Source organism: Candidatus Clostridium stratigraminis (genome assembly GCF_045310675.1).
Taxonomy (GTDB): domain Bacteria; phylum Bacillota; class Clostridia; order Clostridiales; family Clostridiaceae; genus Clostridium_AT; species Clostridium_AT stratigraminis.
In genome coordinates this window covers 170,157-185,910 of record NZ_JBJHZZ010000002.1, presented here as the reverse complement: position 1 = coordinate 185,910, position 15,754 = coordinate 170,157, and the positions used below count along the sequence as shown (strand labels likewise).

The window sequence follows — 15,754 nt, the reverse complement described above, 5'->3', positions numbered from 1 at the left end:
GCGATGCGGCATAGGGGCGTTTCTAATGCCACATACCTCCCAATGAGGCACTAGATACTTCCCCGTGCCACATAAACTATTCTAACAGATTATATCAAGTAATTCCTCGAAATTGATATTATAAAAAGCGTTATGCAAATCAAGCTTTGATAAGGCTTCCCTTATACTTTCCTTATTATAGCTTACGCCAATTAAGGCACTACATATGGTAGAAATATCAATTAAGCCAAAGAAATCTCCATAGATATTGCAGCTTTCAACAATTCCCTTATTTACATCCAGCTTAAACTCTATTTTTCCACCTTTAAAACGTCCTGTTTTTGTTATATTAAATTTCGGTGAGGTCCCATAATTCCACTGCCAGCTTTGAAACTTTTCCCTAGCTATTTCCTCAATTCTAGTTAGATCCTCTTTAGTTAATTTATATTCCTTCTCTGAGCCATTCATAATACTATTTACCATAAGCTTTTTAAAGCTTAATTCATCCATAGGCTTAGCTAAGTGTTCAGAAATATTTGTTACCCTCTCACGAACCGACTTAATTCCCTTTGAAATAATTTTATAATCATCTACAGTTATACACCTTACCATTTGCTCAAAATCAGTATTAAAAAGCAGAGACCCGTGATGGAGGGTATAGCCATTACTCATACACTGAGCATTTCCCGAGAACTTCTTTCCTTCAATAACAAGATCATTTCTGCTGTTAAATTCAGCATGGACATTTATGTCATTTAAAGCCTTAAGTATTGGTTCAATATACTTTTGAAAATCTATCTGGCTTGCAGAGCCCTTTGTTATAAAGCTGAACTGCCAGCCTCCCATATCTGTGTATATAGTTCCACCGCCAGTTATTCTTCTTACTACATTTACCCCATGTTCCCTTACATAGCTTTCATTTATTTCCTCTAGAGTATTCTGATATTTTCCAAGCATCACCGTAGGTTCAGTTCTCCAAAATATAAATACACTGTCCTCAGGAAGCTGCTTTTCATAAATAAGGTAATATTCTAGTGCAAAATTAAAATATGGATTTGTAGAATTGTTATCTATATAAATCATTTTCTCTCTCCTCCATAATTTAATGCCTCTTCTGCCCTATAGGAGCTTCTTACAAGAGGGCTGCTTGCTATATATTTAAAGCCTTTTCCCATTCCTACTCTTCTGTACTCTTCAAACTTTTCCGGTGTAACATATTCTTTCATTTCAATATGATTCTTTGAGGGCTGCAGATACTGGCCAATTGTGAAAATATCACAGCCTGCCCCTAAACTGTCATCCATTAATTCATAGATTTCTTCATCTGTTTCTCCAAGGCCAACCATAATACCGGTTTTGGTAAAGATGTTAGGTGCCTTGCTCTTTATATAGCTGATAACCTTTAGAGACCTTTCATAATCTGCCTCAGGGCGAACCTTTCTATATAAGGATTTTACTGTTTCGATATTATGATTTATAACTTCTGGATTTGCCTTTATTATAATATCCAGATTTTTAGCTTCTCCCTTAAGATCAGGAATAAGTACTTCAATAGTTGTTTCAGGATTTAATTTTCTAACCTCATTTATAGTTTTAGCAAAATGCTCAGCTCCGCCATCTGTAAGATCATCTCTTGTTACACTTGTAATAACAACATGCTTTAACTTAAGCTCCTTTACGGCTTCTGCAAGATGCTTTGGCTCCATAGGGTCCACCTCTTGAGTACAGCCCTTTGTCACATTGCAAAATCTGCAATGTCTGGTACAAACACTGCCTAAAATCATAAAGGTTGCAGTTCGCTTTTTATAACACTCCCCAAGATTAGGACAATTTGCTTCCTTACACACAGTATTTAATTTAAGATTTGCCATTAGGCTGCTTATCTCTTCCACAGCTTCCTTATTATAATTCACCTTAAGCCAGCTAGGCTTCTTATCCATAGTCTTCCCCCTTATTAGTCCGAAACATTTAATAGCTAACCTTTTGTCTTTTAACCTTCAATTACTGCAATTGTTTCTCCTACTCTAACCTCGTCGCCCTCTTCAAAGAAAGCCTCCTTTAAAATCCCCTCTTCCAGGGATTCAATTTCGCTTACAACCTTATCTGTTTCAACTTCAAAAAGTATGTCCCCTTTTTTCACCACATCTCCTATCTTAATATTCCAGCCTGCAAGAACTCCCTTTTCCATATTTTCACTCAACTTTGGCATTTTAATTTCCTTTTTCATAATGTATACCTCCTTAAATTTAAAAAAAGCATAGTGCTAATTCTTCTTTATTTATATTTTCAATACTTTTAATAGCCTTAAATCTCTTTAATAGCTCCTGATAATTATAGCAAGCACCCTGCAGAGCCTCCCTAATATTTGCATTAGATATTTTGTTTACCGAAATCTCTGAGTCTATAATAGTTCCCTTTTCTACCTTTAATTTTACATAGATGTCCTTATCTAAAAGCCTCGACTCTTTCTCATAGATAAACTTAGGTGAATTTCCGTAATTCCAATTCCAAAGAGCATATTTATTTTCTGCCAGTTCTCTTATTTCTACAAGTTCCTCATCTGTTAGATTAATTTTCTCAATGCCCTCTGGAAATAAGGCTTTAAGTAAATGTTCTTCAAATTCCTCTATAGTCATGTTCTGGTCCTTCATAAAGGTCTTTATATTTGTAACTGGACTTTTTACTGATTTAACAGCCTTTGAAATTATTTTTCCCTCTGAGGGCTTTAAAATTTCATTAAGTTTAGATAAATCACTGTTAAAAAGCAAGGTCCCATGATGAAGTATCCTACCCCCTTTTATAGCCTCAGCACTTCCTGATATTTTTTTCCCCTCTATGGCAATATCACAATCCCTTCTTTTTTCAGCTGGAATTCCAAGTGACCTCAAAGCTGAAATAACTGGATTTAAAAACTTATCATATTCTATAGATGGATCTAGTCCATGGTGAGTTATAAAGGAGTAATTCAGGTTCCCAGTATCATGAAAAACTGTGCCGCCTCCGGTATTCCTTCTTGCCACTCTTACTCCCATTTTTTCAGCTGTCAGTGTGTTGATCTCCTCAAAGATATTCTGATGCTTTCCTAAAACTATACTGTTATCATTTCTCCAAAGAAGTAAATAACTATCTTCTTTAAAGTTATTAAACACATATTCCTCAAGAGCAAGATTGAAATAAACATCCTTATCTTTATTCTCTATATATTTCATTTTAAGTCTAACTCCTCTATCCAGAACATAATTCTTCACCAAAATGTCGCAAATTTAGTCCTTATTTCTACAATTTTAAATTATCAAACAACTTTATTATACATTATTTTTAATAACTATTGTTGAAATATTTATTCTTTTTCTTCTTATTTTAATACAAAAATGCCTCAATAATCATAAGATATACCGTAAAAAGGTATTAAAATGATTATTGGGGCATTTTTAAAAAGTCAATTTATTTTGCTTGATGACATTGTTCCCGTGCCACATTATCTAAACTTATAGATGGTAGTGTGTCTATATTCTTCCTTTGCCCTAAGTATTGGTGAAGGGAAATGCTTTATATTTATGGAATTAGGGAAAAATTGAGTTTCTAGGCATAAGCCGCTGTAATCTGAATACCTCGCTTCATCTTTTCCAAGACCCTCTACACCCTCTTCTATAAAGTTACCTGTATAAAATTGGACTCCTGGCATGGTAGTGTATACTTCCATACTCCTTCCACTGTTATCGTCCACCACCTCACAAGCCTTTACTAACCTTTCATCCTCCCTGTTAATAACAAAGTTATGATCATACCCCTTTGCAAAGGCAATTTGCTCATAGCTACTTCTTATTTCATCACCAACTTTTTTTAGTTTAGTGAAATCCATTGGCGTACCTTCTACTTCTCTAAGTTCACCAGTAGGGATGGAATCTTTATCTGCAGCTGTAAATTTATCAGCATTTATATAAACTTTATGGTTTAAAATATTGCCAGAAGCATGACCTGATAAATTGAAATAAGAATGATTTGTAAGATTTACAATAGTATCTTTATCAGAAAGTGCAAAATAATCTATTTTAAGTGAATTATCCTCAGTCAGAGTATATGTTACCTTAACCTCTAGATTCCCAGGATAGCTCTCTTCCATATCCTTACTGATATAACTTAGTTCTAAGCCTCCAGTTTCAAGGATTCTAGGTTCCCATATTACCTTATCAAAGCCTTTTAAGCCTCCGTGTAGATGATTTGGTCCATTATTTATTTCTAATTTATATTCAATTCCATTAAGGTTAAAGCTTCCCTTTGCAATTCTATTAGCGTACCTTCCAATAATGGCTCCAAAATATGGACCTTCCTTCTTGTAGTCTTCTAATTTATCAAACCCAAGAACTACATCATCGAAGCTGCCCTTGTCATTTTGCAGCTTAAGTGAACGAACTATGCCACCAAAATTAATAATTTCAACTGCTGTTCCCTTTGAGTTAGTCAAGGTAAAGGAATATATATTAGTTCTATCTGGCGTGCTGCCAAAATATTTTTTTTCAATACTCAATTTAACCCCTCGTTTCTTTTTAAGTTTACTTTATTATTAAATATTATACTTTTATACAAATCTTAATTCCAGAAAAGTATTTAAAATTTTTAAAATAGAAAAGTAAAGGTCTTAATTTAATTATACTTTTTCTAATTGACATCCTATAATAAAACAATAAAATTTAACTATGCAAATAAGATTTTACTTCTGCGTTCTTTGTCTAAACTAATTTTTTAAAGGTATCCTTGAAAATTCCATATAAACTGCTGTATATCTTGTACAGTCTTTCATATTCTAAAAAGTTATTAAGGTTAGGGCTTACACTTTCTGTAACCTTTATAAGTGTGCAGCAGGCCTCATTTACTGAATTAAAGCTTCCTCCTGCCACAGAAGCAAGTATGGCAGCACCATAGGATGGTCCATCCACAGAATTTATCATATCTATTCTTGTCTCGAATACATCTGCAAGGATTTGTCTCCAAAGCTTGCTCTTTGCACCGCCGCCGCATACTCTAACTTCATTAATAGGAATATTTAATGCCTTAACGAGCTCTAAGGAATCCTTAAGTCCAAAGGCAACACCTTCTAAAATAGCTCTTGTCATATGAGCTCTAGAGTGTGTAATACTAAGTCCTATAAAACAGCCCTTAGCATTTGCATCACTATATGGGGTTCTTTCACCCATTAAATAAGGTAAAAATATTAAGCCATCACTGCCAGCAGGTATCTTTTCAGCTTCCTCTAAAATTTCCTCAAAGGACTTTGAGGTATCTTTATTTATTTCCTCTACCCACCATTTTAAGCAGGAAGCAGCCGAAAGCATAACACCCATTACATGCCATTCATTATTAGCATGGCAGAAGGAATGAAGCCTATTTTCATCTTCTACCTTATATTCCTTTTGAGATGCAAAAATAACTCCAGAGGTACCCATGGCCACAGAAATAATGCCGGTTTCTACAGTACCAGTTCCTACTGCACCAGCTGCTTGGTCTCCGCCGCCGCCAGCTACAAGAGTTCCCTTGAGTAATCCTGTAGTGTCTGCTGCTGCTTTATTAATTGTACCTGTAACTTCAAAGGACTCAAAACACTTTGGCATTACCTCTTCTGAAATATCAAGTATATTAAGCATTTCCTTTGACCAGCATCTATTTTCCACATCAAATAAAAGTGTACCGGAAGCATCAGAAACATCTGTAGCATACTCTCCAGTAAGCTTAAATCTAATATAATCCTTAGGCAGAAGTATATGCCTTATTTTATTATAAATTTCTGGATTGTGTTTTTTAACCCACAGAATCTTAGGTGCTGTAAAACCTGTCAAAGCCTTGTTTCCAGTATATTTTGATAGCTTTTTACTGCCTACAAGTTCTGTAATATAATTACATTCATTTTCAGTTCTTTGATCACACCACAAAATTGCTGGAAAGAGCACCTCATCCTTTTCATCCAGCGCAACTAATCCATGCATTTGCCCACTAAAACCTATAGCTTTTATAGTTTTATTATCTATATGATTTATTTCAATAAGTTCTTTAATTCCATCTCTTGTGGCATCCCACCAATCCTTTGGATTCTGCTCTGCATAGCCTATCTGAGGATAATAAACAGGATAATCCTTGGATAGGCTGCAATTAACCTTACCTTGCTCATCCATGATAATAATCTTAACCGAGGAAGTGCCTAAATCTATACCTAAATAATTCAATTTCTTAACCCCCTCACAATATTGTATTAATTAATTTAAAAGCCAAAGCTCTGAAAAATAGGTATCAAAGCTGCTCCTAATATATTCGAATCCTTTCCAAGACTTGAAAATAATATTTCTACGTCCCCAGCCTTATAAAATTCATTATTTTTAAAAATCAGTTCCATAAGTTTATCTTGAAAAATGTTTGAATACTTGCTTATTTCTCCACCAATAACAATATAATTAGGATTAAAAATAAAAATTAGATTTCCAATACCCTCTGCTAAATCTTCTAAATATCTATCCATAACCTTAATTGCAATATTGTCATGTTCTTTGTATTTTTCAATAATTTCTCTAATGCTTAATGCCTTTGTTTCACTTAATTCATTGTAATCATTTATAAGAGCTCTATTAGAAGCATAGGTTTCAAAACAGCCCTTCTTCCCACAGCTGCACTGTCTTCCTCCTTTATTAATGGTCATATGTCCTATTTCTCCAGCTCTTCTGCTTTTACCCTTATAAATTCTTTCATTTATAATAAGACCTCCGCCAATACCTTCTGTTATAGAAACATAAATTAAATTATTTAAATTCTTTGCTATACCTAAATTGGATTCAGCTAAGGCGCCTGCATTTGCCTCATTCTCAAGAAAAACGGGTAAATTAAAACAGTCAGAAAGTTCCTTAAAACACAAATTCTTAAGTCTAAAATTTGGTGCAAGCTCTAATTTTAATTCCTCTTCATTTACTGTTCCGGGCAGTGAAATACCAATGCCTAAAACCTTCTCTTTTATATTTTCTCGTGAATCTAATAGGCCATTGATTAACTTCTTAATGTCCTCAAGAACCTTTACCTCATTTATAGACCTTAGAAACAATTTATTATCTTCTAAAATTTTACCGTCCAAATCTGTAATTACAGCTCTTATATAATTTTTCTCTAAATCTATTCCTATACTGCATCTAGATTCAGGTAAAAACCTTATTATAACTGGCTTCCTGCCTCCAGTTGAAGTAGCCATACCTGCCTCTTCTACTAAATTCTCCACTAAAAGCTCTCCAACAATTGTAGTTACCGTAGGAACACTAATGTCTAGTTTACGGGAGATATCAAGTTTTGTAAGTTCCCTTTCCTGAGCTAAAAGCTTTAGTATACTCTTCTTATTGACAGTTTTTATTTCACTGTGATCCATAATTATCTCACTTTCTAGGGAATTTGCGCTGCAAAATAAATTACAGCGCAATGTACTTATTAGCTAAAGATATGCTGATTTACTATTGCTTCAAGCATCTCTTGTCTTCCTGATTTATTTATAATGTTTGTATTATTTAATGCATAGGTTTCTAATGCTTCAAAATCAACCTTCCCTTCAACTATAGCTTTTCCAATTCCCTCTGTAAAGCTTTTATATCTATCTGCTACAAAGTTCTCCAATTCCCTGCTTTCAAGCAACCCATGTGCAACTTTTAATCCCTTAGCAAGAGTATCCATACCTGCAATATAAGCAAGGAACAAATCTTCTATCTCAAAGGAAGCTCTCCTAACCTTGGCATCAAAATTAAGTCCACCAGGAGCTATTCCTCCTGCTTTCAGAACTTCATACATAAGCATAGCGGCATCATAAATATTTGTAGGAAATTGATCAGTGTCCCAGCCTAAATTGGGGTCTCCTTGATTTATATCAAGGCTTCCAAGTATTCCATTAACTCTAGCTACAGCTACTTCATGCTGGAAGGTATGTCCTGCAAGTGTAGCATGGTTCGCTTCTATGTTAACCTTAAAGTATTTTTCAAGGTCATATTTCTTTAAAAAGGCCATTACTGCTGCAACATCAAAGTCGTACTGATGCTTTGTTGGTTCCATTGGCTTAGGCTCTATTAAAAATTGACCTGTAAATCCAATTTTTTTTGCATAATCTACTGCCATGTGAAAAAATCTAGCCAAGTTATTCTGTTCAAGCTCTAAGTCTGTATTTAACAGAGTTTCATAGCCTTCTCTTCCTCCCCAAAATACATAATTTTCTCCACCTAGTTCTTTAGTTACCTCCAAGGCCTTTTTTACTTGAGCCCCAGCATAAGCAAAGACATCAGCGTTACAGGTAGTAGCAGCACCATGAACAAATCTCGGATTTGTGAACATATTTGCTGTACCCCACAGAAGTTTCTTGTTATATTTTTCCATAAGCTCCTTACAGTAGTTAACCATTATATCAAGGTTTTTGTTGGTCTCTGCAAGATTTTTACCCTCTGGTGCTATGTCTCTATCATGAAATGCAAAATAATCTATCCCAATTTTATCCATAAACTCAAAGGCTGCTTCCATTCTCATTTTTGCTTTTGTCATAGCATCTTTCTCAACGTTCCAAGGTCTTTCCATGGTACCGACGCCAAAGGGATCTGCCCCTTCTCCAGTTAAGGTATGCCAGTAAGACATAGTAAATCTTAAATGCTCCTTCATAGGTTTGCCGTCGATAACCTCCTCTGGATTGTAATACTTAAAGGCAAAAGGATTTTTTGACTTCTCACCTTCGAATTTGATTTTCGTTACCTTTTCAAAATATTCACCCATTATATCCCATCTCCTTTTATTTATTATTTGTAATCATTTTCATTTGTTTACTATTATTTTACTTTTTTTTAAATACTTTTTCAAGTAATTTTAAAAAGTATTTTAATAACTTCCTAATCTGCTGCTTAAGTCCAAAAAAAGTAAAAAAAAAGTTTTAACCATCCTATTTGCTAGATGTTTAAAACCTTAATTACTTTACTTATTTGTGGTCTTTTTATTAGGAGCCATAATCATAGTCATATTGCTTCCTTCTAATTTTGCAGGCTTCTCAATAACCCCTACTTCACCTATTTTAGAAGCAAATAGTTCCATTATTTCATAACCTACGCTGGTATTATTATGTTGTCTTCCTCTAAATCTAATGGAAACCTTAACTTTATCCTCTGCAGCAAGAAATTTCTTGGCATTATTAGCTTTAATATCTATATCATGTTCCTCGATAGTAGGACTAAGCCTTACTTCTTTAAGGTCAACAACCTTTTGATTCTTTTTTGCTTCCTTTTGTTTCTTAGCCTGCTCATAAAGGAACTTATTATAATCCATAATTTTACATACTGCTGGTTTAGCATTTGGTGAAATCATGACTAAATCCAAGTCTCTCTCTATTGCCATCCTTAATGCTTCTTTTGTTTTAATAATTTGACTTTCTTCTCCTGCTTCACCAACAAGCCTAATTTCAACTTCTCTTATACCCTCATTTAAGTTTAAATCTTTATTAATAATTAAACACCTCCAAATTTTTTGTCTATATTACTATTTTATTTACAAACTTTATTTATGTTATTATTATAACCAGAAATTACAATTAAATAAATAATAAAAGCCATCAATACCGAAAAGTACTGATAGCAATCTTTAAAATTAGTCAGCCAAACATTCGGCTAAACATTCTTCAATAACTTCTTCGGTTATTATAAATATTTCTTCTTCTCTCATTTTATCCTCCTATTATTTCTTATAGAATTGTCACAACATATAATATATTCTTAAGAAATAATATTAGTACCTACCCAAGTAATAATTCTAGAATTAGTGACTAAATTAGAAAATAAAAATTGAAAAGTCTAAAAATTGTTAATTAAAAAATTCACCATTGTTCTAATTTTACATAACCTTGTTTATATGAATTAATTCTATTTTTCTTAAATTGCAACTCGTAACTATTCTATAATTGAATTTTTGCAACTAATTTAGTATACTTTATTTCTAAATAAATTGCAAGGATTTTTCTGCAAGTATCCTAGTTCTTAATGTTTAAAATCCATACTGCACTGTCAATAATTAAATTGTAAATTTGTAGCTGTTTCACATTACCTTTCAGATCTATAGGTCATGCCATTAACTATATCTAAATGAGCCTGTGAAACTGGCGGACACACTGTAAATATTGTATCTATAATGTAGTCAATGTTTCCATCTTCTATAGCCTTTGCACCAATTTCATCAATATCTATTTTCTCACTATGCAAGGTCTTGTATATGGTATCCACTATTGGAGCCTGAGCAGCATCATTACTTTCTAAGCACTCTTCCGAAAAGTATAATACCCCTTCCTGAACAACTAACTGCCCGTAAATAAATTCCTTATTCATTTTCTCAGTTTCAGTTCCACAAGTAACAGCACATTCATGGGTAGTATGTTCTATGTGCTTTAAGTTAAACCTATCGTTATTTTCTTTTCTAGTTAATACACACCTTTCACCAAGCTCTTTAAGCCTTACTTTTATATGTTCAGAAAAGTTTTCTCCAAACTCAGCTATAAATTGTTTCATTGATAATGTTTTTTTCATATTATAAATTCTTCTCATAAAAATCCTCCTTTCATCATAAACCGAGTGTTTAAATAACTGGTAACATTTTGTATAGAGTTTTAAATACGATAAAAAACCACCTATAAAGGTGGTCTGAATTCAAGCTATCTATATAAAAAGACAAATATTATAATTTTATAACGTTTGAAGCTTGTGGTCCTCTTGCGCCTTCTTCAACATCAAATTGAACTTTTTGGCCTTCTTCTAGATTTTTTCTAGCAGAATCATCTTGAATTGCACTGAAGTGAACAAATACATCTTTTTCACCTTCAACTGAAATAAATCCGTAACCTTTTTCTGAATTAAACCATTTAACTGTACCAGTTTTCATATATAGTCCTCCTAAGGCAGAACACCTTATTCTTGATAAATCTAAAATTTTATATCAACAGTGTTTCACTACCAATTTTTAATTATACCATTATTAATATAAAAAGCAAGTGTTTTTAAAAACTTCGACTTCCAGGTTTAACGTACTCTATTCCTTTTTTACATAGGGGACAAGTCTCCTTATCATAGGCCTTAATGTTAAACTTTACGGCACTATAAATGGTAAGAGGTGTTGCTGAAACACTTCTATCAGCTATACAAGCAATTCCCACAACTTCTCCACCATATTGTTTTAAAATTTCCGCTGTTTCCATAGAGGACTTAGCAGTGGTTACAACATCTTCAGCAATTAGAATCTTTTGACCTTTCTTTATTTCAAAGCCTCTTCTAAGGTTCATAACACCTTTAACTCTTTCAGTAAATATTGCTGGCTTTCCAAGCTGCCTGCCAAGTTCATAGGCAACAATTATTCCTCCCATAGCAGGTCCAACAATTAAATCAAATTTTATATCCTTAAGTTTATCAGTTACCACCTTTAAAACCTCTTCAGCCTTATCTGGATACATAAGCAGCTTTGCACACTGACAGTATTTATCACTATGTTTTCCTGAGGACAATAAAAAATGCCCTTCAAGTAATGCCCCTGTTTCAGTTAATAAATTAATAATTTTGTTTTCCAAAACAATTCCTCCCTTAAATTATCCCTCTAATTTCAGATAAATTCTTGATTCCTTGTGATTCCATAAATTCTCTTAAATCTTCAATAATTTCTAAACCCGCATTAGGTTTAATAAAATTAACCGTTCCTATTTGTACTGCTGCGGCTCCTGCCATTATAAATTCAATTGCATCCTTGTAATTCATAATTCCGCCAATTCCTACTATTGGAATATCAACTGCTCTGCACACCTCATAAACCATTCTTAAAGCTACAGGTTTAACTGCTGCTCCTGAAAGTCCTGCAAAAACATTATCAAAAACTGGTTTTCTTTTATTTATATCTATTGCCATTCCCTTTAAAGTATTTATTAAGGAAAGTGCATCTGCACCAGCCTCATAACAGCTGTATGCCATGTCCACAATATTTTCTGCATTTGGTGATAGCTTTACCATAAGCGGCTTTTTGCAGACTGACTTTACTTCTTTTACAATATAATAAGCTATATCTGATTTTATTCCAAAGGCCATTCCTCCGCATTTCACATTAGGACAAGATATATTAAGCTCAAGCATATCAATACTAGTGCTATTTAATTTCTCTACAGCAGTTAAATATTCTTCTAAGGATGCACCTCCTACATTAGCAATTATCTTTGTATTGTACTTCTCCATTTTAGGAAGTTCATATTCTATAAAATAATCCACCCCAGGATTTTGTAGTCCAACACTGTTAAGCATACCTGAGCTTGTTTCATAAAGCCTTCTTCCACTGTTGCCTTCCCTTTTAAAAATAGTTAAGCCCTTTGTGCAGATGCCTCCAAGCTCTCCTACATTATAAAGCTCATTAAATTCTTCTCCAAAGCCAAAGGTTCCTGAAGCTGCAATTATTGGATTTTTAAAATCTAGTCCACAAAAGTTCACCTCAAGCATTAAGCATCAAATCCTCTCCTAAAAATACAGGCCCGTCCTTGCAGGTTCTCTTATTGCCATATATTGTACTGCATGTGCATACAAGGCAGGCTCCAAGACCGCAAGCCATATATCTTTCCATTGAAACATAAATTGGTACCTTATGCATTTTACATGTCTTTAAAAGCTTTAGCATCATAGGTTCAGGTCCGCAGGAGAGTACTATCTCATATTTTGAAGCATCAAGCATTTCAGTTACATATCCCTTATGTCCTATTCTTCCGCTTTCAGTTGCAATATAAATCTTGTTAACAAAGGACTCCAAACCTTCAATACCGTAAATATCATTTCTAAAGCCGCAATATAAATCTATTTCACAATTATAAAGGTTCTTTACCAGCTGCTTCATAGGAGCTATCCCCATTCCTCCTGAAACTATTGCAATTCTGCCACTTATTTTATCTATGTCAAAGCCATTACCCAAAGGGCCTAAAAGCTGTATACTATCATCTTCTTGAAGCTTACTCAGCACTTTTGTCCCTTTTCCCTTAGCTTCATATAAAAAATAAATCCCTTTTTCATTAACCTCATGTATGCTAATGGGCCTAGGAAGGAGGGTCTCTCCTTCTAAGACGCTTAGCATATAAAACTGTCCTGGTTTTACTTTATAATCCCCTTCAATATTAAGCAGAAACATCCCACTTGATATCTCAACATTACTAAGCACTTTGCCTGTTGTATATTTTAAACCCATCTATCTCTCTCCTTATTTTTAAGGCTTCCTCTCTTGCACATAGGTCAAAATCTAGTTCTCTTCCTTCCTGATTCTTATAGGCTAGTAATATACCTCTTGAAGAATTTACAATACCTCCATTGCTATTCTTTAAATAAGGTGCCACATCCTTTGCGCTTCCCCCTTGGGCCCCATAGCCTGGAATTAGAAAAAACATATTATGAAACTTTTCTCTTAGCTCTTTTGCTTCTTCTATATGTGTACATCCAACAACAGCACCAATGTTACTGTATCCACACTGTCCTACATATCCATCAGCCATGGTTTTTAATTTATCCCCTACAATTTCATAAACCTTATTTCCATGCCCATTTTCAATATATTGAAGATCATAAGCTCCTGAGTTAGAGGTCCTCATAAGTGGAAAAATTCCTTTTTCTCCGCTGCTTACATAGGATAAATAAGGTTCTATACTATCCATTCCCATATATGGATTCAAGGTTACAAAATCACACTGAAAGTCTCCTTCAAAGTGAGCCTTAGCATACATCCTTGCAGTGGCAGCAATATCTCCCCTTTTTATATCTCCAATTGAAATTCCACCTATACTTTTTATATATTCAAGAGTTCTTTGATAAACCTTAAGTCCCATTATTCCCATTGCTTCATAATAAGCTATCTGCAGCTTATAGCATGCTGCTGTATCAAATGTAGCATCTATGATAAATTGATTGTACCTAAATATCGCATGCTCTAAAAAGCTATATTTATTCAAGAATTCTTTAGGTATATACTCTACTGCAGTGTCTAGCCCGATGCAAACAGGGCCTCTTTTTTCCACGCTTTCATACAGTCTATCTATAATCATTTTAAAACCATCCTTTCACTTATTTACGTAAACAACCTTTCCGCCCTTAATGGTACTAGTTATAACCCCCATAAGAACTTTCCCATTAAATGGTGTGTTTTTTCCCTTTGAAATGAAGTCTTCTTTTTCTACCATATAGCTTTGGTTAATATCAACAAGTACTAAATCAGCCTCACAACCTATTTTTATTTCGCCCTTATTCCTGTAAAGAAGCTTGGCTGGATTTCTTGACATAAGCTCAGATAATTTATTAAGGGAAATATGTCTTTCAGCTACAAGCTTTGTATAGCATACAGAGAAGGCTGTTTCTAGACCAGATATGCCGTTTGCTCCCTTCTTTTTATCTTCACAGCTGTGAGGTGCATGGTCAGTAGCAATTGCATCTACATATCCTTCTTTGATTGCCTTTATTAGATAATTAATGTCCTCATCTTCTCTAAGGGGTGGATTTACCTTATATTCTACATCCTTTGTTAAAGCTAAGTGATGAGGAGTAACCTCACAGGTTAACTTTACTCCATCCTGCTTTGCCTTTATTACATATTCCATTGCTTCCTTGGTACTTACATGTGCTATATGAAGCTTGCAGCCTGTATATTTTGCTAAGGTAATATCTCTCCAGGTCATGGTATTTTCTGCAAGTCTTGTATCTATTTTAGTTAATTCTTCACTTTCAGCATGAGTTATTACAATTAGATCCTTCTCTTTTGCCTTTATCATGGCCTCTAGCATTATTTTGCTGTTCGCCACACCCTTTCCATCATCTGAAAGCATTTTGACCTCATTGCTTAGCCTATCTAAATGGCTTATGTCTTCCCCCTTAAGATCCTTAGTTACAGAGGCACATTGATGTATATCTATAAGCCTTATTGCCCTGGCTTTTTCCAGCACATAATTTACAGTTTCCATTTCACTGCAAATGGGCACTGTATTTGCCATAAGGTTAACCGTAGTGTATCCCCCTCTAACAGCTGCTAGACTTCCAGAATGTATATCCTCCTTGTAGGTTTGACCAGGATCCCTGAAGTGGCTGTGCAGATCTGTAAAGGCTGGCATAAGAATCAAGCCTTCTCCATCTATGGTTTCGCAATTTTTATTAAGCTCCAAGCCTATTTCCTGTATAACCCCAAAATTTATATAAATGTCCCCCTTAAAATCCTGACTCCAATCTACTATTCTTGAATTCTTAATTAAAAGCTCCATTCTCTAGACCTCCTTGTATTCCTCTGAAATGGGATCACCTCTCATTGGCTAGGTTATCGGTTATGCTGTATGCACTTCCTCACAATACTCACATCTATATTCCCCATTTTCTCTATCTATAAGGTAAAAGCTTTGAGGAATATTGAGTTCAGTATTGGTTATACATCTAGGATTTTTGCACTTTATTACTTCCTGTACCTTTTCAGGGAGCTCAAGCTTAAATTTTTTCGCAATAACTTCATTTTCTATTATGTCTACAGTTACATTTGGACAAATAAGTCCAAGCACCCTTATATCAATATCAATTGCATTTTCTATTTTAATAATATCTTTTTTAACACATTTTTCACTTTCAGCATTCATTATTAGTGCTACAGTAAAATGTGCCTTATCAAGTCCTAAATAATTAAATATCTTTATTCCAAAACCTGCTTTTATGTGGTCAATTACAATTCCGTTTTTTATACTGTTTATAGTTAACATATTAAA

General features: G+C 34.1%; 17 protein-coding genes. All 17 read right to left on the bottom strand.

Annotation, left to right across the window (positions count from 1 at the left end; translation table 11 throughout):
* Window positions 1-81: 81 nt before the first annotated feature.
* Entirely contained in the window at window positions 82-1,062 is a 981-nt protein-coding gene (lplA, locus tag ACJDUG_RS05215; protein ID WP_406768846.1) for a lipoate--protein ligase, read from the bottom strand.
* Window positions 1,059-1,919 carry a lipoyl synthase gene (gene lipA / locus ACJDUG_RS05210; RefSeq protein WP_406768845.1) on the bottom strand — a complete coding sequence of 287 codons (861 nt, stop codon included), beginning with the start codon at window positions 1,917-1,919 and terminating at the stop codon, window positions 1,059-1,061. The genes lplA (ACJDUG_RS05215) and lipA overlap by 4 nt, the downstream gene beginning before the upstream one ends.
* A 50-nt stretch (window positions 1,920-1,969) precedes the next feature.
* Window positions 1,970-2,206, bottom strand: a complete 237-nt coding sequence (locus ACJDUG_RS05205; protein ID WP_406768844.1) for a biotin/lipoyl-containing protein — start codon at window positions 2,204-2,206, stop codon at window positions 1,970-1,972.
* Between the two features lie 19 nt (window positions 2,207-2,225).
* The gene (lplA, locus tag ACJDUG_RS05200; RefSeq protein WP_406768843.1) at window positions 2,226-3,188 is read right to left on the bottom strand and encodes a lipoate--protein ligase; all 963 of its coding nucleotides are present in this window, start codon (window positions 3,186-3,188) and stop codon (window positions 2,226-2,228) included.
* A 269-nt stretch (window positions 3,189-3,457) separates the two neighbouring features.
* Window positions 3,458-4,507 (bottom strand): aldose epimerase family protein, encoded by a 1,050-nt coding sequence (locus tag ACJDUG_RS05195; RefSeq protein ID WP_406768842.1) that lies wholly within the window; start codon window positions 4,505-4,507, stop codon window positions 3,458-3,460.
* A gap of 202 nt (window positions 4,508-4,709) precedes the next feature.
* Window positions 4,710-6,197 carry a xylulokinase gene (xylB, locus tag ACJDUG_RS05190; RefSeq protein WP_406768841.1) on the bottom strand — a complete coding sequence of 496 codons (1,488 nt, stop codon included), beginning with the start codon at window positions 6,195-6,197 and terminating at the stop codon, window positions 4,710-4,712.
* Between the two features lie 35 nt (window positions 6,198-6,232).
* Window positions 6,233-7,375, bottom strand: a complete 1,143-nt coding sequence (locus ACJDUG_RS05185; RefSeq protein ID WP_406768840.1) for an ROK family transcriptional regulator — start codon at window positions 7,373-7,375, stop codon at window positions 6,233-6,235.
* Window positions 7,376-7,434: 59 nt separating this feature from the next.
* On the bottom strand, window positions 7,435-8,751 hold the full coding sequence (gene xylA / locus ACJDUG_RS05180; protein ID WP_406768839.1) for a xylose isomerase: 1,317 nt from the start codon (window positions 8,749-8,751) through the stop codon (window positions 7,435-7,437).
* 195 nt (window positions 8,752-8,946) lie between these two features.
* Window positions 8,947-9,474: a translation initiation factor IF-3 gene (gene infC / locus ACJDUG_RS05175; protein ID WP_406769095.1), complete on the bottom strand. Its 528-nt coding sequence runs from the start codon at window positions 9,472-9,474 to the stop codon at window positions 8,947-8,949.
* Between the two features lie 587 nt (window positions 9,475-10,061).
* A complete protein-coding gene (locus ACJDUG_RS05170) occupies window positions 10,062-10,559 on the bottom strand; it encodes a hypothetical protein (protein ID WP_406768838.1) in 498 nt (165 codons plus the stop codon).
* Window positions 10,560-10,689: 130 nt separating this feature from the next.
* Window positions 10,690-10,893, bottom strand: coding sequence for a cold-shock protein (locus tag ACJDUG_RS05165; protein ID WP_406768837.1), 204 nt, complete (start codon window positions 10,891-10,893; stop codon window positions 10,690-10,692).
* A 115-nt stretch (window positions 10,894-11,008) separates the two neighbouring features.
* A complete protein-coding gene (gene pyrE / locus ACJDUG_RS05160; protein WP_406768836.1) occupies window positions 11,009-11,572 on the bottom strand; it encodes an orotate phosphoribosyltransferase in 564 nt (187 codons plus the stop codon).
* A 13-nt stretch (window positions 11,573-11,585) separates the two neighbouring features.
* Window positions 11,586-12,482, bottom strand: a complete 897-nt coding sequence (locus ACJDUG_RS05155) for a dihydroorotate dehydrogenase (RefSeq protein WP_406768835.1) — start codon at window positions 12,480-12,482, stop codon at window positions 11,586-11,588.
* A complete protein-coding gene (locus tag ACJDUG_RS05150; RefSeq protein ID WP_406768834.1) occupies window positions 12,475-13,215 on the bottom strand; it encodes a dihydroorotate dehydrogenase electron transfer subunit in 741 nt (246 codons plus the stop codon). Before ACJDUG_RS05150 ends, ACJDUG_RS05155 begins: the two co-directional genes overlap by 8 nt.
* A complete protein-coding gene (gene pyrF, locus ACJDUG_RS05145) occupies window positions 13,181-14,062 on the bottom strand; it encodes an orotidine-5'-phosphate decarboxylase (protein ID WP_406768833.1) in 882 nt (293 codons plus the stop codon). Before pyrF ends, ACJDUG_RS05150 begins: the two co-directional genes overlap by 35 nt.
* Window positions 14,063-14,077: 15 nt before the next feature.
* On the bottom strand, window positions 14,078-15,265 hold the full coding sequence (locus tag ACJDUG_RS05140; RefSeq protein ID WP_406768832.1) for a dihydroorotase: 1,188 nt from the start codon (window positions 15,263-15,265) through the stop codon (window positions 14,078-14,080).
* 60 nt (window positions 15,266-15,325) lie between these two features.
* On the bottom strand, window positions 15,326-15,748 hold the full coding sequence (locus ACJDUG_RS05135; RefSeq protein WP_406768831.1) for an aspartate carbamoyltransferase regulatory subunit: 423 nt from the start codon (window positions 15,746-15,748) through the stop codon (window positions 15,326-15,328).
* Between the last annotated feature and the right edge of the window lie 6 nt (window positions 15,749-15,754).

Excerpts from the sequence above, each read along its gene's own strand:
- ACJDUG_RS05185 (WP_406768840.1), bottom strand. The coding sequence starts at position 7,375 with ATGGATCACAGTGAAATAAAAACTGTCAATAAGAAGAGTATACTAAAG.
- xylA (WP_406768839.1), bottom strand. The coding sequence starts at position 8,751 with ATGGGTGAATATTTTGAAAAGGTAACGAAAATCAAATTCGAAGGTGAG.
- ACJDUG_RS05140 (WP_406768832.1), bottom strand. The coding sequence starts at position 15,265 with ATGGAGCTTTTAATTAAGAATTCAAGAATAGTAGATTGGAGTCAGGAT.
- ACJDUG_RS05165 (WP_406768837.1), bottom strand. The coding sequence starts at position 10,893 with ATGAAAACTGGTACAGTTAAATGGTTTAATTCAGAAAAAGGTTACGGA.
- lipA (WP_406768845.1), bottom strand. The coding sequence starts at position 1,919 with ATGGATAAGAAGCCTAGCTGGCTTAAGGTGAATTATAATAAGGAAGCT.
- lplA (WP_406768843.1), bottom strand. The coding sequence starts at position 3,188 with ATGAAATATATAGAGAATAAAGATAAGGATGTTTATTTCAATCTTGCT.
- lplA (WP_406768846.1), bottom strand. The coding sequence starts at position 1,062 with ATGATTTATATAGATAACAATTCTACAAATCCATATTTTAATTTTGCA.
- ACJDUG_RS05155 (WP_406768835.1), bottom strand. The coding sequence starts at position 12,482 with ATGCTTGAGGTGAACTTTTGTGGACTAGATTTTAAAAATCCAATAATT.
- ACJDUG_RS05170 (WP_406768838.1), bottom strand. The coding sequence starts at position 10,559 with ATGAGAAGAATTTATAATATGAAAAAAACATTATCAATGAAACAATTT.
- ACJDUG_RS05135 (WP_406768831.1), bottom strand. The coding sequence starts at position 15,748 with ATGTTAACTATAAACAGTATAAAAAACGGAATTGTAATTGACCACATA.
- ACJDUG_RS05205 (WP_406768844.1), bottom strand. The coding sequence starts at position 2,206 with ATGAAAAAGGAAATTAAAATGCCAAAGTTGAGTGAAAATATGGAAAAG.
- pyrF (WP_406768833.1), bottom strand. The coding sequence starts at position 14,062 with ATGATTATAGATAGACTGTATGAAAGCGTGGAAAAAAGAGGCCCTGTT.
- ACJDUG_RS05150 (WP_406768834.1), bottom strand. The coding sequence starts at position 13,215 with ATGGGTTTAAAATATACAACAGGCAAAGTGCTTAGTAATGTTGAGATA.